Source organism: Streptomyces sp. NPDC003016 (genome assembly GCF_053591455.1).
Genome location: NZ_JBSFTV010000003.1, coordinates 108,271 through 123,765 on the forward strand (window position 1 = coordinate 108,271; position 15,495 = coordinate 123,765).

Sequence of the window (15,495 nt, forward strand, 5' to 3'; positions counted from 1 at the left end):
CGGGGTCAGGGGCCGGCGTTCTCCGGGCCGGCGGTCTCCTCCCCCACCCAGGCCAGGTACTCCGCGCTGCCGCGGACAAGGGCCGTAGCGATGATCTCGGGCGTCTCGTAGTCGTGCGCGGCCTTGAGGTGCGCCTCCAGATCGGCGTACCGCGCGCCCGCCGTCTTGAAGACCACCTGCCACTCCTCGGCGGTCTCGGTCGCCCCCTCCCACCAGTAGACGGAGGCCACGGGCCCGCTGACCTGCGCACAGGCCGCCAGCCGCGCATCGACGGCACCACGCGCGAGCTCCAGCGCCTTCTCGCGGCTGTCGGTCGTGGTCAGTACGCTCAGCCATTCGGCCACTGTCACGGGCGTTCCCCTCATGGATGGATTTCTGCCGGGGCCGGCCCCACCAGTCGGCCAGCCAGTCGGTCGGTCAGGCCGCGAAGGCGAATTCCGCCTTGGGCGGCCCCAGCTCGAACCAGAGCAGTTTGCCCCCGGGCCCGGCCCCGATGGGGCAGCCACCCCACTTGTCGGCACACAGCCGCACGAGCAGCAGCCCCCGCCCGCCGGTGGAGTGGCGGTAGGAGTTGGTGACCACCTCGGAGGTCAGCAGTTCTGCCACGTCGATGAGTTCGCCTGTGCCGTGCCCGCCCAGAACGGCCCGGAGCGTCATCCGGGCGACACGCGGAGCACGCGGATGACGCGGCAGGTGAAAGGCGTACGCCCAGGGTGCGGGCGGGGATACGGTGGCCATGAACGCCTCCTGCCGAAGGACGGAGTCGACCCCGCTCACCCTCGGCACCGCGCGGTGGCAATGCCGCCCCGACGGGAGCGGTGCACTTCCGGGCTCGCGGCACTGGTGGCAAGTGGTTTGAGTCAGTTCCACCACAGAGCGACCAACGAGATAGTTGTCATCAATACACGGGGATGCCTGCCGATCAACCTCTTGTGGGTGACACGGGCACGCCGCGCGCACGAAGAGGGGGAGCCTCGCGTCACCCAGCACCGCACCCAGCCTGCGGCAGCGCCGTCTCGGCGCCGGGTTGCGTGGACTCCGCGAACACGCAGGTCTGACCGCCCCTGCGGCCGCCACCCTCCTCGGCGTCGGCCAAGCGCGGATCAGCAGCATCGAAGCCGGCCGCTACGCCGTCAGCGCCATCCGGGTCCGCGCCTTTGCCCGCGCCTGCTCATGCGGAGACGACCGACTCGTCGAGGCTCTCGCCGCCATGACCGGCGGCCGCAAGCGCGGTTGGTGGGACGAGCATCGCGAACACCTTCCCGCCGTATTCGCCGATCCGGCAGAACTGGCAGAACTGGAGCACCGTGCGACCGCGTTGAGGGGGCGCTGGTGATTCACATCCCGGCACTCCTCCAGACAGCGGTCGGCGGCGCCGACTCCTCCTCGGTGTCGAGGAGGTTGAAGGCGCGCCCGGCCGACGCGGCACCCGGCGGGAGGAGGTTCGCCATCGCCGCGACCTGCGTGGTCGGGCCGTTGAATTCGTACGAGTACCGGACGAAGGCATGGCCGTCGCCGATGGGGAGGGAGCCGGAGGCGATCCGCAGGCCGCCGACCGCCGCGATCAGGACCTGGTCGAGTTTGCCGGTGACCGCCCGCTGCTTGACGAACTGCGGCTGGGCGCGCTTGCCCATGAGCACGGCACCGAGGACCGGCAGTGGCACGATCGCCGGCACCACCAGCGCCGGCAGTGGCGAGACCCAGACCACCACCACCGGTACGCCGACGATGGTCAGCACCGCCCGCAGCATCTGCCCGAAGGTCTGCTGCGCGTACGTGACCGAAGGGAAGCGAGCTCCCTGACACCCACCGAGTCACGCGACTTCATTCGCCGCATCGCACAGGATCCCCGAGAGGGATCTGCCTTGTCCTCGTCCACCTGGCAGAAATCGTCCTTCAGCCCTGATGGATCCAACTGCCTGGAGATCCGCGCCGCCGGAACGGGAGCCGTCCAGCTCCGCGGGAGCGACGACCCGGGGCACCCTGACCGCCACCACCCAAGAACCGCGCCGCCTCGGGCTCGGCCTCAGAAACGAGAACTTCAGCTCCCGCTTCACCAGCGAAGCCCGAGAGCCCGCCCCATCGCCTCACCGACCACCCGAGCAGTCCGACAGCCCGACAGCCCGAGTCAGGACTTCGGCCCATATGTGACCTGACACACAATCGGGTTTCCTCGAGCAACCATCCCCCCGCCTGCTGAATCTGATTCAGAGATTGGTCTGTACCTCGTGCCGTCGGCCGGGCAGGCCGAGTACCGGCCATGGGGAATGCATGTCGGCCACAAGGGGACGGGGAACAGTATGAAGATCGCTTTTCTGATCTACAACGCCTACGGGATCGGCGGAACCATCCGCTCCACGGTCAACCTCAGCGGCGCACTGGCCGCCGCCGGCCACGAGGTGGAGGTCGTCTCCGTCTACCGCCCCCAGGAGGCGACCAGTCTCCAGCTGGGTCATGGCGTGCGCCTGCGGCCTTTGATCGACTGGCGCCGGGACACTCCCGGCTACGAGGGCGGGTCCGCCGCGGCCGCCGAGCCCTCCGTCATGTTCGCCGACCGGGGCGTGCAGCACGGCCCGCTCGCCCCCAGCCGGCTGACCGACGAGCGCGTCGCCGGGTACCTGGGGGCGACGGATGCCGACGTCGTCATCGCCACCCGCCCGGTCCTCAACGGCTACCTGTCCCGTTACGGCGAGCCGCGCTACCTGCGCATCGGCCAGGAGCACCTGACCTTCGACATGCACGACGACCAGCTGCGCGAGGACCAGAACCGCGCGCTCGCCGGGCTGGACGCCTTCGTGACCGTCTCGGAAGCGGACGCCGCCCGCTACCGCGCCGCCCTGCCCCAGGTGTCCACCCGCATCCTGTGCATCCCCAACAGCGTCCCCGCACCCGGTGTCGAACCCTCCACCGGAGACTCGCGCACCATCGTCGCCGCCGGCCGGCTGGTGGAGATCAAGCGCTACGACCGGCTGCTGGACGCCTTCGCCAAGATCGCCCCGCAGTACCCCGACTGGTCCCTGCGCATCTACGGGCGCGGGACGCAGAAGCAGTTCCTGCGCAGGCGGATCGACGAGCTGGGGCTCTACGACCGGGTGCGGCTGATGGGGGCGGTCTCCCCCATCGAGCCGGAGTGGGCCAAGGGGGCCATCGCCGCCGTCTCCTCCGACGGCGAGTCCTTCGGCATGACCATCGTCGAGGCCATGCACTGCGGCGTGCCGGTCGTGGCCACCGACTGCCCGCACGGCCCCGGGGAGATCATCAGCGACGGCCGGGACGGTGTGCTCGTCCCGCTGGAGGGCGGCTCCGACGCCTTCGCCCGCGCGCTCGCCTCACTCATGCAGGATGCCGGGCGGCGCAGCGCCATGGCGGACGCCGCCCGTGAGAAGGCCGCCCGCTACGCCCCCGACCGGATCTGCGCCCGCTACCTCGGCCTCTTCGACGAACTGCGCGGCACTGACCGCCGGTTGCCCCCGTTGGGGCAGCGGCTCCGTGCGGCCGTGTCGGCGTTGCGCCTGACGCGCCACCAACCGTCCCGCGCCGCCACGCCGTCCGCCCCCTGGGTGCCCCGCGCGGCAGCCGCGGCCACCGCGGACGGCGGGATCCGCTTCCAGGTGGACATCGACGGAGTACCCCAGGGCCACCCGGAGCTGCTGCTGAGGCTGCGCAAGGACCCGGACAAGCGCACCGTGCGGCTCCCGCTGTCCCCCACCGGACAGGCCACCCTGGAACGGGCCGCGCACACGCTCGCCGAGGGCCGCTGGGACGCCTACATCGCCCCGCCCGAGGGCAAGGAGCGGCGCGTGGCCGCCCTCACCGTCGAACAGGCACGCCTGCTCTCCCTGCCGCTCCGGGTCCGCGAGGGCACCGTCTCGGCATGGATCCCCTACTCCACCGAGGAGGGCAACCTCAGCGTCCGGACCTGGCTGCGCGACGGACACGCCGAGGTGGAGAGCGTCCAGGTCGTCGATCAGGCCGTGCACATCACCGGACGCCTGCACGGCCTGGAGGCCGGCCCGGACGCCACGGTGGTGGCCACATCCCGGAACGGGACAGCCGGCGGCTTCAGCCGGCCGCTCACCCTCCTGCCCGGCAACCGGTTCGCCTGCACGCTCCCCCATCCCGAAGCCCTGGCCCGCCACACCGGCGAGCACACCATGTGGGACCTCGCCCTCCACCCGGCGGACCACGAACCCCCGGTGCGGCTGTCCCGCATCGCCGGAGACACCGTCCACCGCAAGAAGACCGACGTCCTGCCCGCCACCGAGACCCGCCGCCCCGGACCGGAGACGGTGCGGCTGCGCCCCTACTTCACCATCAACAACGACCTCGCCCTCAGCGCCCGCACCCTCCCCCCGGAGACCACCGCGCAAGCGGCGCCCCCCGCCGGCGGCGCGCACTGAGCCGAACGCACGAACGCGCCCGCCCCGACCCCGTACCCGCGCTCAGGCCGCCGTCGCCGCCTCGGCGACCCGCTCGCGCGACACGTCTCCGGCGACACGTCTCCAGCGACGCCGTACGTGATGCCGGGCGTGTCACCGGCCTCAGCCGGTGTACGGACGGACGGACTTGGCGTCGCGCAGGGCGTGGGCCCACCAGGTGAGCTGGTTGAGCAGGGCCTTGGCGGCGGTGTCGGCGGCGGCCGGGTCCTTGTGCTGCCCGTCCTCGTCGAACTGGCCCCAGGGCCCGTGGAAGCTGACGGTCTCGCGGATGGTGGTGGCGTGCATCTCGGCGAAGACCTGGCGCAGCTGCTCGACGGCGCGCAGGCCGCCCGACATCCCGCCGTAGGAGACGAAGCCGACGGGCTTGGCGTGCCATTCGCTGCCGTGCCAGTCGATGAGGTTCTTGAGGGAGGCGGGGAAGGAGTGGTTGTACTCGGGGGTGAGGACGACGAAGGCGTCGGCGGCGGCGAGGCGCGGGGAGACCTGCGCGAGTACGGCCTTGGTCGCGTCGGACGGGTTGCGGGAGAGGGTGGTCGGCAGGTCGATGCCGGCCAGGTCGATCACATCGACGTCGAGGTCGTCGTGTGCGGCGGCCCGGGAGACGAACCAGTCGGCGATGACGGGGGCGAAGCGGCCCTCGCGGTTGCTCGCCACGACGACGGCGACACGCAGCGGCCGTTCGGAGGCGGGGACCGCAGCGGCGTCGAGGGTACTGACCTGGGCGGATTCATGCGTCGTGATGTCCATGCACGAAGACTCGTACGTCAACCACGGTTGAGGTCAAGTCACTCCTGCCGCCATGTCCCACGCGCTCGGAACGCGAAGGGAACCAGCGTCGCCTCATCCGTGACAGGCTCCGCCGCCTCGCCTCTACGGTGAGCGCATGACCACACCCGCCACGTCTCCCACACCTCCCCCACCTCCCACCTCCGCCGCGCCTCACATCGAGATCGACGGCCGCAGCGCGACCACCGCGGACGACCTCCTGGTCCCCGCCCTGTACGGCGGTTACGCGCACTTCACCGCGATGCAGGTCAGAGACGGCCGGGTGCGCGGACTCCCCCTGCACCTCGCGCGGCTCGACGCCGCCACCCAGGAGGTGTTCGGCGCCGGACTCGACGGGGAGCTGGTGCGCGAGCGGGTGCGGCACGCGCTCGACGGGGCCGGGGTCCGGGACGGCGCGGTGCGGGTGTACGTGTTCCGGGCCCCCGAGGCGGAGACCACCACCCTGATGGTCACCGTCCGTCCGCCCGCCACCATGCCTCCGGCACCGCAGGCCCTGATGTCCGTCCCGTACGCACGTCCCTTCCCGCACCTCAAGCACCTGGGCGGCTTCGCCCAGACCCACTACGGCCACCTCGCGCGGCGCGCGGGCTTCGACGACGCGCTGCTGACCGGACCGGGCGGGGTGGTCACGGAGGGGGCGATCACCAACATCGCCTTCCACGACGGCACTTCGGTCGTCTGGCCCGACGCGCCGTCGTTGCACGGCATCACCATGGCCCTGCTCGAAACCCGTCTCCCGGAGTCCGTCGGCCTTCCGTCGGTACGGGGACCGGTGACACTGGACGGCCTCGCCGGCTACCGGGCCGCGTTCGTCACGAACTCGCAGGGCATCGCTCCGGTGCGGCGCATCGACGACGTGGAGTTCGCGGTCGACGAGGAACTGATGAGGACGGTCATGTCGGTGTACGAGGCGACGCCCTGGGACCGCGTCTGAGACGTGGCCCCGCCGGCCGGCGCCCCCGTCACCCGTTCGGGGCGCAGCGCGGGACGGACCGCCGGATCTCCCGCCACCCCGGCACTGACCTGGACGAACGCCCCGCACGCACGATGTGGCACCCGGGGCGGGACAGCCCATCTGACCCGTCGTCAGCAGGCGCCGGGCCCGTACCGCTGGTTGTCTCGGGGGCAGTGCCGTACCGACGCGTCCGGGAGGATCACCATGCGCCCTGCACTTCTGCTGGCCGGCACCGCACTGACGGCCGCCGTGTCCGGCCTCGGCGCAGGTCCGGCGTACGCCGGGAACGACGCTCCGGAGCACACGCTGGAGGTGTATCCGGCGAGCGCGGGCCCCGGCACCACCATCACGGTGAACACCACCGCCTGCGGTTCCGGCAGCGGCGGCACGGGCGACGCCAACGCCCTGGACGCGGGCGACTTCCCTCTCCGGCCCGCCACGCACAAAGAGGCCGTCACCGGACAGTTCAAGATCCCGGCGGACGCCCTGCCCGGGACGTACGACATCGCGGTGGCCTGCGACAACGGCAACACCGCCCAGGGGTCCCTGACCGTGACCGCCGGTTCCACTCCTGACCCCGCACACCCCACGCACCCCGCACATCCCCCGGCTCACCCGCCCGCCCACCCCAAGGGGCACGTCAGGACCGGCGTCGGCGGGTCCACCGGCTCGGACACCACCCAGATCGCGGCGGGTGCGGCCGTCCTGGCCGCGACCGCCGTCGGCGGTACCTGGCTCCTGCGTCGCCGGGCGAGCGGCACGCGGGACAGCTGACGGGCCGGCCTCCGCTGCCGCCCGTACCGCCGGAGTTCCCCGTGTCCCCGCCCGCCCCGTCCCCGAGTCGGGCGGGGGCACGCGGGGCGTACGCCCTGACGGGCCGGCGGGCCGGCGGGTCGACGACTTTGGACTGGAGGGCGATCACCGATGACGGACCGGCGCACGAAGGGCGGGCTCGTCGCCATCGCCGTCTGCACCGGACTGTGGCTGGTCCAGAACGGCGCCGAAGGGCAGGACCCGCCCCAGCCGTCGCCCGCCGAGGCGTTCACCGCCGGGTCCCAGCATGCCGCGAGGAGCGCGGCCCCGCCGGCGGAACCGCTGCGGCCCTCCGAGCCCGTACGGATCCGGATACCCGCCGTCCGGGTGGACGCACCCGTCGTGCGCCTGGGGCTGGGTCCCGACGGGAGCCTCGACGTACCGCCGGCCGCGCACCGCAATGTCGCCGGCTGGTACAAGGACGGCACCCCGCCGGGCGCCGAGGGCACGTCGCTCGTCGTCGGGCACGTCGACAACGCGCGGGGACCGGCCGTCTTCTACCACCTCGGTGCGCTGAAGAAGGGCCATACCGTCGAGGTGGACCGCAGGGACGGGCGTACCGCCGTCTTCACGATCGACGCCATCGAGGTGTACGACAACGAGGACTTCCCCGAGCAGCGGGTGTACGGGGCCTCCCGACGGGCCGAGCTGCGGGTCATCACCTGCGGCGGCGCCTTCTCGGAGAAGACCGGCTACCGGGGGAACGTGGTGGCGTACGCGCACCTCACGGCGGTGCGCTGAGCCTGCCCCGGTGCCCCGGTGCCCCGGCACCCTAGGTCCACTGGTCGAACGCCAGCTTCGCGACCAGTGAGAAGACCACCACCAGCAGCACCCCGCGCACGAACTCGCTGCCCTTCCTGAGCGCCATCCGCGCGCCCGCCATCGCGCCCGCCAGGTTGAAGAGCGCCATGAGCCCGGCGAGCTGCCACAGCACCGTTCCCTGGTACGCGAACATCGCGAGCGCGCCGGCGTTGGTGCAGACGTTGACGATCTTGGCGTTGGCGGAGGCGGTGACCAGGTCGAGGTGGAGCACGGCGGTCAGTGCCAGCACCAGGAACGTACCGGTGCCGGGTCCGAAGAGGCCGTCGTAGAAGCCGATGCCGCCGCCGACGAGGACGATCGCGGTGGCCGTACGGGCCCGGGTGACCGGCGCCTTCGCCCCTTCGGCGGCGGCGCGGCCGAAGGAGGGGCGCAGGAGCACGAAGGCCGCGACGGCGAGCAGCACCACCATGATGACCGGGCGCAGTACGTCGCTGCTGATCCCGGCGGCGAAGAACGCGCCGGCCATGGAGCCGGCGAGGGCCGTGAGCCCGATCCGTACCGCCGTCCCCACCTCCACCGGCGTCTTGCGGAGGTACGTCACGGCCGCGCCCGAAGTGCCGACGATGGCCACTGCCTTGTTGGTGCCGAGGATGTGCGCGGCGGGTACGTGCGGCAGCCCGAGCAGCAGGGCCGGCAGGAGCAGCAGCCCTCCCCCGCCCACCACCGCGTCGATCCAGCCGGCCGCAGCCGCGGCGAGGCACAGGACAACAAGCGTGGCCAGCGATATGTCGGGCATGATCGCGACCTTAAGGGAGGAGACGGGTGCAGCACCCATCAATCCCCGGAGAGTTGAGCGACATCTGAGGTTCCGGCGGAGGACGGCCGGTCGGGGGCGGCCGGAGCCGCCGGTGCGACGGTGACCGAGAGGAACGTCGCGGCGAGCGCGCTCGCGCCGAACAGACCGGCGGCGAGCTGCCTGCGGGCGCGGTCCGTGGGGCCGGGAGCGGCGGGGAGCGGTCTGCGGTGACGGGCCATCAAGGGTCCTCGGAATTCGAAGTAACAAGAAGTTGGCATGATCGGAAGCTGACGTGATCAGAAGCTGAAGTGCTCGGAATGGATGCGTTCGGCGGGTACTCCGGCCCTGGTCAGTGCGGCCACGGCGGTGTCCGCCATCCGGGGCGGACCGCACAGGTAGACGTCGTGTCCGGCGATGTCGGGGACGAGAGCGCGCAGCGCCTCGGGGGCGAGCGGGTCGAAGACCGCGCCGGACGGGCCGAGGAGGTAGTGCAGTCCTGCCCGGCGGGTCCTGGCGATCTCCTCGAGTTCCTCCTTGAGGACCAGCTGGTCCGCGTTGTTGGCCCGGTAGAGGAGGGTGAGGTCGCCGGGGCCGCCGGGCAGCGTCTCGAAGAGCGCGCGCAGGGGTGTGATGCCGACGCCGCCCGCGAGCAGCAGTACCTTGCGGCATGTGCGCCGGTGCGCGGTCAGGGCACCGAACGGGCCGGTGGCCAGGACGCGCGTCCCCGGCTTGAGGCGGCGGATACGGCGGGTGTGGTCACCGGCCGCCTTGACCGTGATGCGCAGGATGTCGCCGCGTACGGGTGCCGACAGCGAGAACGGCAGCGCGGTGTGCCAGATCCTGCGCTGGAGGAACCGCCAGCGGAAGAACTGCCCCGGCTCGGCGCGCAGTGCGTCGACCCCGAGGCCCTGCATGAGGACGGACACCACCTCGGGCCCCTCGGTCCGTACTTCGACGACGCGCAGACGGTGGCGCAGGGCCTGGCGTACGGGCACGATGCCCCGGTACCAGACGAGGAGGACGGCGACGGTGGCGTGCATCATCGCCCACAGCCAGACCGTCAGCGCGCTGCCGGCGACATCGGGGCCGACGAGCTGGTGCGCGAAGGCGAGCGCGGTACCGAGGTAGGTGAGCAGGTGGACGGCGCGCCAGGTCTCGTGCGGGAGCCTGCGGCGTACCGCACGGGCCGAGGTGACGCCGACGGCCACCAGCAGGGCCGTTCCCGCCGTCGCGGTGGCGATCGCGCCGTAACCGAGGAGGCCCTCGACCGTGGCGAAGAGGCCGGTGCCGGAGTGCGCGGCGTACCCGCAGAGGGCGAGCAGGGCGTGGCCGAGGCAGAGGGACAGGACGTACCGGCCGCCGAGGACGTGCCAGCGGGCGAGCCGGTCGGCGCCCACGCCGTGCTCGACGGCGGGGACGCGGGCCATCAGCAGGAGCATGACGAGGACGCCGTAGCCGGCGAGCAGTCCGGTGAGATGCGCGCCGGTCGCGAACAGCACGTCGAGCCGCCCGGACGGCGCCGCCTGCACCCCCCACATCCCGCCGACGGCCCCCGCCCCGGCGACGATCCCCGTCCGCATGCTCCGGGGCCCGACCCGCACGGTCGTACCGACGCCCGACGCGGCAGCGGCAGCGGCATGCGAACCGGGACCGTCGGCGGCCGGGCCGGGTGCCGGTGGGTGCGGGGGGCGGGGCGGGGCCTCGGGCGTCGGGGGTGTCCTCGGGTCCGGGGGCGGACTCCACGGTGCGCCCGGGCCGGGGGCCCTGGCAGCGTCCCTGCCGGCCGACGGCGCACTCCCGGCACGCTCCTTCCCGGGCACGGCCGCGCGGCGGCGGCACGTACCGGAAGCCGGCCTGCCGGTGGCCCCCTCCGCCCGCGACAGGTACGCCGACAACGCCGGGTACGCCTTGTGCGGCGTCTGCGGCGTCTGCGGCGGATCCGTCCACGGGGCGGTCCGGAGGTCGGTCTGCGGGTCGGTGGCCTCGAACGTCACGCTCGCCAAAGTAGGCGCAGCCGTGCCCCCGAAAGCCCTGGTCAGGCGCCGGCGCATGATCCTTAAGGCCGCCTTGAGGATCGGCTGACCGGTAGTTAAGCCGCGGCGCCCGTCTCCGGGTGAAGGACCATGCCGGCCCCCCGCCCCTCACAGCGCGGGGCGGGACGCGCTGAGCGCAGTGTTCCCCGCGGGAAACAGGCGGGATGCGGCCGGGTAACACCGTCCCCGCAAGCTGCGGTCATGAGCAAGGACATCGTGGTGATCGGCGGCGGGACGGCAGGTGCCCGGCTGGCCCGGCAGCTGACCCGCCGGCCCCTCCCGGCGGCCGGGCCGGCAGGACCGGCCGGGTCGGCGGGGGAAGCCGCGCCGACCGCACCGGCGGTCACCGTCATCGGCGAGGAGGAGCACGCCCCGTACAACAGGGTGCTGCTCGCCGAGGTCCTCGCCGGGCGCTACGGCCCCGACGTCATCGCGCTGCCCGGCACTCCGGTGCGGCGCGGGGTGCGGGTGGTCCGCATCGACCGCGCCGAGCGCGTGGTGCAGTGCGACGACGGCAGCGTCGTCCCGTACGGCACGCTGGTCATCGCGACCGGTTCCAACCCGGTCCTGCCGCCGTTGCGCGGTCTCGGCGCCGAGCTCCCCGACGGCGTCCACCCCTTCCGTACGCTGGACGACTGCCTGGCACTCGCCGCCGCCGTGCGCGCCGGCACCCGCGCCGTCGTCATCGGCGGCGGCCTCCTCGGCGTCTCGGCGGCCCGCGCGCTCGCGGAACGCGGCGCCCAGGTCGTCCTGGCCCAACAGGGCGAACACCTCATGCAGCGCCACCTCGACCCGGCCGCGAGCGAACTGCTGCGCGGCCATCTGGAAACACTGGGCGTCGAGGTCCACACGGAGTGCCGGGTGCGCGGCCTGCGCTGCGAGGCCGGGACCGTGCGGGCCGTCGAGCTCGCCGACGGCTACGCCCTCGACGCGGATCTCGTCGTCCTGGCCTGCGGTGTACGCCCCCGGGTCGGCCTCGCGCAGGCCGCGGGCCTGGACGTGCGGCACGGCATCGTCGTGGACGACGAGCTGCGCACCTCGGACCCGCACATCCGCGCCATCGGCGACTGCGCCGAGCACGACGGCCGTGTGTACGGTCTCGCGGGCCCCGCCCTCGAACAGGCCGACATCCTGGCCGCGCTGCTGCTCGCCCCGGCCCCGGCCGCCGCGCAGCCCACGCAGCCGGCGGGCCATGCCGGGGTCGCCGCGGCAGCGGTGTCCGCCGGGCCCGCCGCGGTCACCGGCCCCGCGAGCGCTCCCCCGCCGCGCTACACCGGCACCCGCGCCCTCACCCGGCTCACTCTCCACAGCGGCGGCACCGGCACCGCCGCCGGGCCGCTGGACCTCGCCGCCTTCGGCGAGACGAATCCGCTCCCCGGCGACGACGTCGTCCGCCTCGCCGACGCCACCCGTGGCGCGTACCGGAAGGTCGTCGTGCGCGGCGACCGGCTGATCGGCGGCATCCTGCTGGGCGATCTCGGCGCCGTCGGCGAACTCGCCCGCACCTGGGAGGGCGACGAGCCGCTCCCCTCCACCCCGTTGTTCCATCTGCTTGGAGGCGCCTGAGATGTCCACAACCCCCACGATCGTGGTCGTCGGCCACGGCATGGTCGGTCAGCGCTTCCTGGAGGCCCTCGCGGAGCGGGGCGTGACCGGGAGGGCGCGGATCGTCGTCCTGTGCGAAGAGCCGCGCCCCGCGTACGACCGTGTCCAGCTCACCTCGTACTTCTCGGGCCGCACCCCGGACGACCTCACACTCGGCGAGCCGGACTTCATGGACCGGCACGGCATCGAGCTGCACCTCGACGACCCGGCGACGGCCGTCGACCGCGAGACGCGCACCGTCACCTCGCGTGCCGGACGGACCTTCGTGTACGACGCGCTCGTCCTCGCCACTGGTTCGTACCCCTTCGTACCACCCGTTCCCGGGAAGGACGCGGAAGGCTGCTTCGTCTACCGCACCATCGAGGACCTCCTGGCGATAGAGGCGTACGCGAAAACGGCGCGCACGGGAGCGGTCGTCGGCGGCGGGCTGCTGGGCCTGGAGGCGGCGGGCGCGCTGAGCGGCCTCGGGCTCGCCACGCACGTCGTGGAGTTCGCCCCCCGGCTGATGCCCGTCCAGGTCGACGAGGGCGGCGGCGCGGCCCTTCTCCGTACGATCGAGGGCATGGGGCTGACGGTCCACACGGGCGTCGGCACCCAGGCCGTCACCACCGACGCCGCCGGAGCCGTCAACGGCATGTCCCTCTCGGACGGTTCGACGGTCGAGACGGACCTCGTCGTCTTCTCGGCCGGCGTACGGCCGCGCGACCAGCTGGCCCGCGACTGCGGTCTGCCGGTCGGCGAGCGGGGCGGCGTCGCGGTCGACGAGCAGTGCCGTACGTCCGACCCCGCCGTGTTCGCGATCGGCGAGTGCGCGCTGGCCTCGGACGGCCGGGTGTACGGGCTCGTGGCGCCCGGTTACGAGATGGCCGAGACGGCCGCCGAGGCGATCGCGGGAACGCTCGCGGGGCCGCTCCCGGGAACGGCCGAAAGCGCGCCCAGGGCGTTCACGGGTGCGGACATGTCCACCAAGCTCAAGCTCCTCGGTGTGGACGTGGCGTCCTTCGGCGACGCGCACGGCCACGCGGAGGGCTGCCTGGACGTCACGTACTCCGACTCGCGCTCCGGCGTCTACAAGAAGCTGGTGGTCAGCCCGGACGGCAGGCTCCTCGGCGGCGTCCTGGTCGGCGACGCCGACGCGTACACGATGCTGCGGCCGCTCACCGGTTCCGTACCGCCCGTCGCACCGGAACAGCTGATCGCCCCGGCCGGCAGCGGCCAGGTCACCCTCGGCCCGTCCGCCCTCCCCGACAACGCGGTCGTCTGCAACTGCCACAACGTGACCAAGGGCCAGGTCACCGCCTGCTCCTCGCTCCCCGAGGTGAAGAAGTGCACCAAGGCGGGCACGGGCTGCGGCAGCTGCGTGAAGCTGATCGGCCAGCTGCTCCCCCAGACCGGCGACAAGGGCCTGTGCGGCTGCTTCCCGCACACGCGCTCCGAGCTGTACGAGATCGTCCGCACCCTGCGCATCACGTCGTACGCCGCGCTTCTCGACTCGCACGGACGCGAGGCGGCCCGCGGCGGCGACGGCTGCGAGGTCTGCAAGCCGACGGTCGGCTCGATCCTGGCCAGCCTCAGCAACGGCTACATCCTCGACGGCGAACAGGCCGCCCTCCAGGACACCAACGACCACTTCCTCGCCAACATGCAGCGCAACGGCTCGTACTCGATCGTGCCGCGCATCCCGGGCGGCGAGGTCACCCCCGAGAAGCTGATCGTGATCGGTGAGGTGGCCCGCGACTTCGGCCTCTACACGAAGATCACGGGCGGCCAGCGCATCGACCTCTTCGGCGCCCGGGTCGACCAGCTCCCGCTGATCTGGACGAGGCTGGTGGACGCCGGCTTCGAATCGGGTCACGCCTACGGCAAGGCCCTCAGGACGGTGAAGTCCTGCGTCGGACAGACGTGGTGCCGGTACGGCGTCCAGGACAGCGTCCGGATGGCCATCGACCTGGAACTGCGCTACCGGGGTCTGCGCGCGCCGCACAAGCTGAAGTCGGCGGTCTCGGGATGCGCGCGCGAGTGCGCCGAGGCGCAGTCGAAGGACTTCGGTGTGATCGCCACCGCGAACGGCTGGAACCTCTACGTCGGCGGCAACGGCGGCGCGACCCCGCGTCACGCCGATCTCCTCGCCCAGGACCTGTCCGACGCGGAACTCGTCCGTCTCATCGACCGGTTCCTGATGTTCTACATCCGCACCGCAGACCGCCTGGAGCGCACCTCCACCTGGCTGGAACGCCTGGAGGGCGGCCTGGACCACCTCAGGGACGTGGTCGTCCACGACTCCCTCGGCATCTGCGAACAGCTGGAAGCCCTGATGGCCGATCACGTCTCCGGCTACCGCGACGAATGGGCCGAGACGATCAACGACCCCGAGCGGCTGTCCCGCTTCGTGTCCTTCGTCAACGCGCCCGACGCGCCGGACCCGTCCGTACGGTTCGTTCCCGAGCGCGACCAGATGAAGCCGGACCTGACCGTTCTCACCCTCGAAGGGACCCGTGCCGGATGACCCTGCAACTGCGCATCGACGACTCCTGGTTCACCGCCTGCGAACTGTCCGCCCTCACCCCCGGGCGCGGCGTGGCGGCCCTGCTGCCCGACGGCCGTCAGGCAGCGCTGTTCACGGACCGCGCGGGGCGCCCGTACGCCATCGACAACCGTGACCCCTTCTCCGGCGCCCAGGTCCTGTCCCGCGGCCTGACGGGGTCCGTGAACGGCCGCCCCTTCGTCGCGTCGCCTCTGCTCAAGCAGCGCTTCGATCTGGAGACGGGGCACTGTCTGGACGACGAGTCGGTCACGGTGCAGACGTTCGCTGTCCGCGTCCAAGCGAGTTGACCGATCGTCCAATAAAACTACGGTCCATGACGTGGCCAGGACCAAGGAATTCGATCCCGACGCCGCGCTGCGGGCAGCCCTGGAGCTGTTCTGGCGACGCGGTGCCGCCGTCTCCGCCCTGACCCGCGCCGCCGCCCTCGACCACGTCCAGGACGGCGTCCGGATCAACGCGGTCAGCCCTGGGTCCACCGCCACCGCCATGTCGCTGCGGTCCGGCGAGAGCGAAGCGGAGCGAGCCGTCCGCATGAAGGACGAGTCGCCGCTCGGCCGGGTTTCGACGACCGGCGAGGTCGCCGCCGCCGTGCTGTACCTGGCCTCCGCCGACGCCGCTTCCGTCGTCGGAAGTGACCTCGTCATCGACGCAGGCGCCTCCGCCTGACGGCCGCCGGCCTCCCGGTCGCATGCGGCAGCAGGGCGCGGCCACGGGCTCGCGGCCGCGCCCTGGACGCCGGACGACGCGGCGAGCGATCCGCC

General features: G+C 72.6%; 14 protein-coding genes and 3 pseudogenes. 10 read left to right on the forward strand and 7 right to left on the reverse strand.

What is annotated here, in order from left to right:
• Positions 1 to 5 precede the first annotated feature (5 nt).
• Positions 6 to 365 (reverse strand): divalent-cation tolerance protein CutA, encoded by a 360-nt coding sequence (gene cutA / locus ACWDZ4_RS03355; protein WP_451506763.1) that lies wholly within the window; start codon positions 363 to 365, stop codon positions 6 to 8.
• 52 nt (positions 366 to 417) lie between these two features.
• Complete coding sequence (locus tag ACWDZ4_RS03360; RefSeq protein WP_451506764.1) at positions 418 to 738, reverse strand: ATP-binding protein; 321 nt, start codon at positions 736 to 738, stop codon at positions 418 to 420.
• Between the two features lie 289 nt (positions 739 to 1,027).
• Between ACWDZ4_RS03360 and ACWDZ4_RS03365 the strand changes: the two are divergent.
• Positions 1,028 to 1,362, forward strand: a pseudogene (locus tag ACWDZ4_RS03365) (helix-turn-helix domain-containing protein); the annotation flags it as partial.
• Here the strand turns inward: ACWDZ4_RS03365 and ACWDZ4_RS03370 are convergent.
• Positions 1,338 to 1,760: pseudogene (locus tag ACWDZ4_RS03370) on the reverse strand (ABC transporter transmembrane domain-containing protein); the annotation flags it as partial. The pseudogenes ACWDZ4_RS03365 and ACWDZ4_RS03370 sit on opposite strands and share 25 nt — an antisense overlap.
• A gap of 105 nt (positions 1,761 to 1,865) precedes the next feature.
• On the opposite strand from ACWDZ4_RS03370, the gene ACWDZ4_RS03375 reads away from it, so the two are divergent.
• Positions 1,866 to 2,156 carry a DUF397 domain-containing protein gene (locus ACWDZ4_RS03375; RefSeq protein ID WP_451506765.1) on the forward strand — a complete coding sequence of 97 codons (291 nt, stop codon included), beginning with the start codon at positions 1,866 to 1,868 and terminating at the stop codon, positions 2,154 to 2,156.
• A gap of 144 nt (positions 2,157 to 2,300) precedes the next feature.
• Positions 2,301 to 4,400: a glycosyltransferase family 4 protein gene (locus ACWDZ4_RS03380; RefSeq protein WP_451506766.1), complete on the forward strand. Its 2,100-nt coding sequence runs from the start codon at positions 2,301 to 2,303 to the stop codon at positions 4,398 to 4,400.
• A 141-nt stretch (positions 4,401 to 4,541) separates the two neighbouring features.
• Here the strand turns inward: ACWDZ4_RS03380 and ACWDZ4_RS03385 are convergent, their stop codons facing one another.
• Positions 4,542 to 5,186 (reverse strand): NADPH-dependent FMN reductase, encoded by a 645-nt coding sequence (locus ACWDZ4_RS03385; RefSeq protein WP_451506767.1) that lies wholly within the window; start codon positions 5,184 to 5,186, stop codon positions 4,542 to 4,544.
• A 136-nt stretch (positions 5,187 to 5,322) separates the two neighbouring features.
• On the opposite strand from ACWDZ4_RS03385, the gene ACWDZ4_RS03390 reads away from it, so the two are divergent.
• The 3 genes from ACWDZ4_RS03390 to ACWDZ4_RS03400 all read left to right on the forward strand — a co-directional run bounded on the left by ACWDZ4_RS03390 (position 5,323) and on the right by ACWDZ4_RS03400 (position 7,734).
• On the forward strand, positions 5,323 to 6,159 hold the full coding sequence (locus ACWDZ4_RS03390) for an aminotransferase class IV family protein (RefSeq protein ID WP_451506768.1): 837 nt from the start codon (positions 5,323 to 5,325) through the stop codon (positions 6,157 to 6,159).
• A 225-nt stretch (positions 6,160 to 6,384) separates the two neighbouring features.
• Positions 6,385 to 6,954, forward strand: a complete 570-nt coding sequence (locus ACWDZ4_RS03395; RefSeq protein WP_451506769.1) for a hypothetical protein — start codon at positions 6,385 to 6,387, stop codon at positions 6,952 to 6,954.
• A 150-nt stretch (positions 6,955 to 7,104) separates the two neighbouring features.
• Positions 7,105 to 7,734 carry a class F sortase gene (locus tag ACWDZ4_RS03400; RefSeq protein WP_451506770.1) on the forward strand — a complete coding sequence of 210 codons (630 nt, stop codon included), beginning with the start codon at positions 7,105 to 7,107 and terminating at the stop codon, positions 7,732 to 7,734.
• 31 nt (positions 7,735 to 7,765) lie between these two features.
• Here the strand turns inward: ACWDZ4_RS03400 and ACWDZ4_RS03405 are convergent, their stop codons facing one another.
• From ACWDZ4_RS03405 to ACWDZ4_RS03415, 3 genes are read right to left on the reverse strand one after another with little or no spacing between them, the layout of a single operon-like run.
• The gene (locus ACWDZ4_RS03405; RefSeq protein ID WP_451506771.1) at positions 7,766 to 8,551 is read right to left on the reverse strand and encodes a sulfite exporter TauE/SafE family protein; all 786 of its coding nucleotides are present in this window, start codon (positions 8,549 to 8,551) and stop codon (positions 7,766 to 7,768) included.
• Between the two features lie 38 nt (positions 8,552 to 8,589).
• A complete protein-coding gene (locus tag ACWDZ4_RS03410; RefSeq protein WP_451506772.1) occupies positions 8,590 to 8,790 on the reverse strand; it encodes a hypothetical protein in 201 nt (66 codons plus the stop codon).
• Between the two features lie 57 nt (positions 8,791 to 8,847).
• Positions 8,848 to 10,131, reverse strand: a complete 1,284-nt coding sequence (locus tag ACWDZ4_RS03415) for a ferredoxin reductase family protein (protein ID WP_451506773.1) — start codon at positions 10,129 to 10,131, stop codon at positions 8,848 to 8,850.
• 654 nt (positions 10,132 to 10,785) lie between these two features.
• On the opposite strand from ACWDZ4_RS03415, the gene ACWDZ4_RS03420 reads away from it, so the two are divergent.
• The 4 genes and pseudogenes from ACWDZ4_RS03420 to ACWDZ4_RS03435 form a co-directional block, all read left to right on the forward strand.
• Positions 10,786 to 12,150, forward strand: a complete 1,365-nt coding sequence (locus ACWDZ4_RS03420; protein ID WP_451506774.1) for an NAD(P)/FAD-dependent oxidoreductase — start codon at positions 10,786 to 10,788, stop codon at positions 12,148 to 12,150.
• A gap of 1 nt (position 12,151) precedes the next feature.
• Entirely contained in the window at positions 12,152 to 14,695 is a 2,544-nt protein-coding gene (nirB, locus tag ACWDZ4_RS03425; protein WP_451506775.1) for a nitrite reductase large subunit NirB, read from the forward strand.
• Entirely contained in the window at positions 14,692 to 15,021 is a 330-nt protein-coding gene (gene nirD, locus ACWDZ4_RS03430) for a nitrite reductase small subunit NirD (RefSeq protein WP_451506776.1), read from the forward strand. The genes nirB and nirD overlap by 4 nt, the downstream gene beginning before the upstream one ends.
• A 103-nt stretch (positions 15,022 to 15,124) precedes the next feature.
• A pseudogene (locus ACWDZ4_RS03435) lies at positions 15,125 to 15,400 on the forward strand (SDR family oxidoreductase); the annotation flags it as partial.
• Between the last annotated feature and the right edge of the window lie 95 nt (positions 15,401 to 15,495).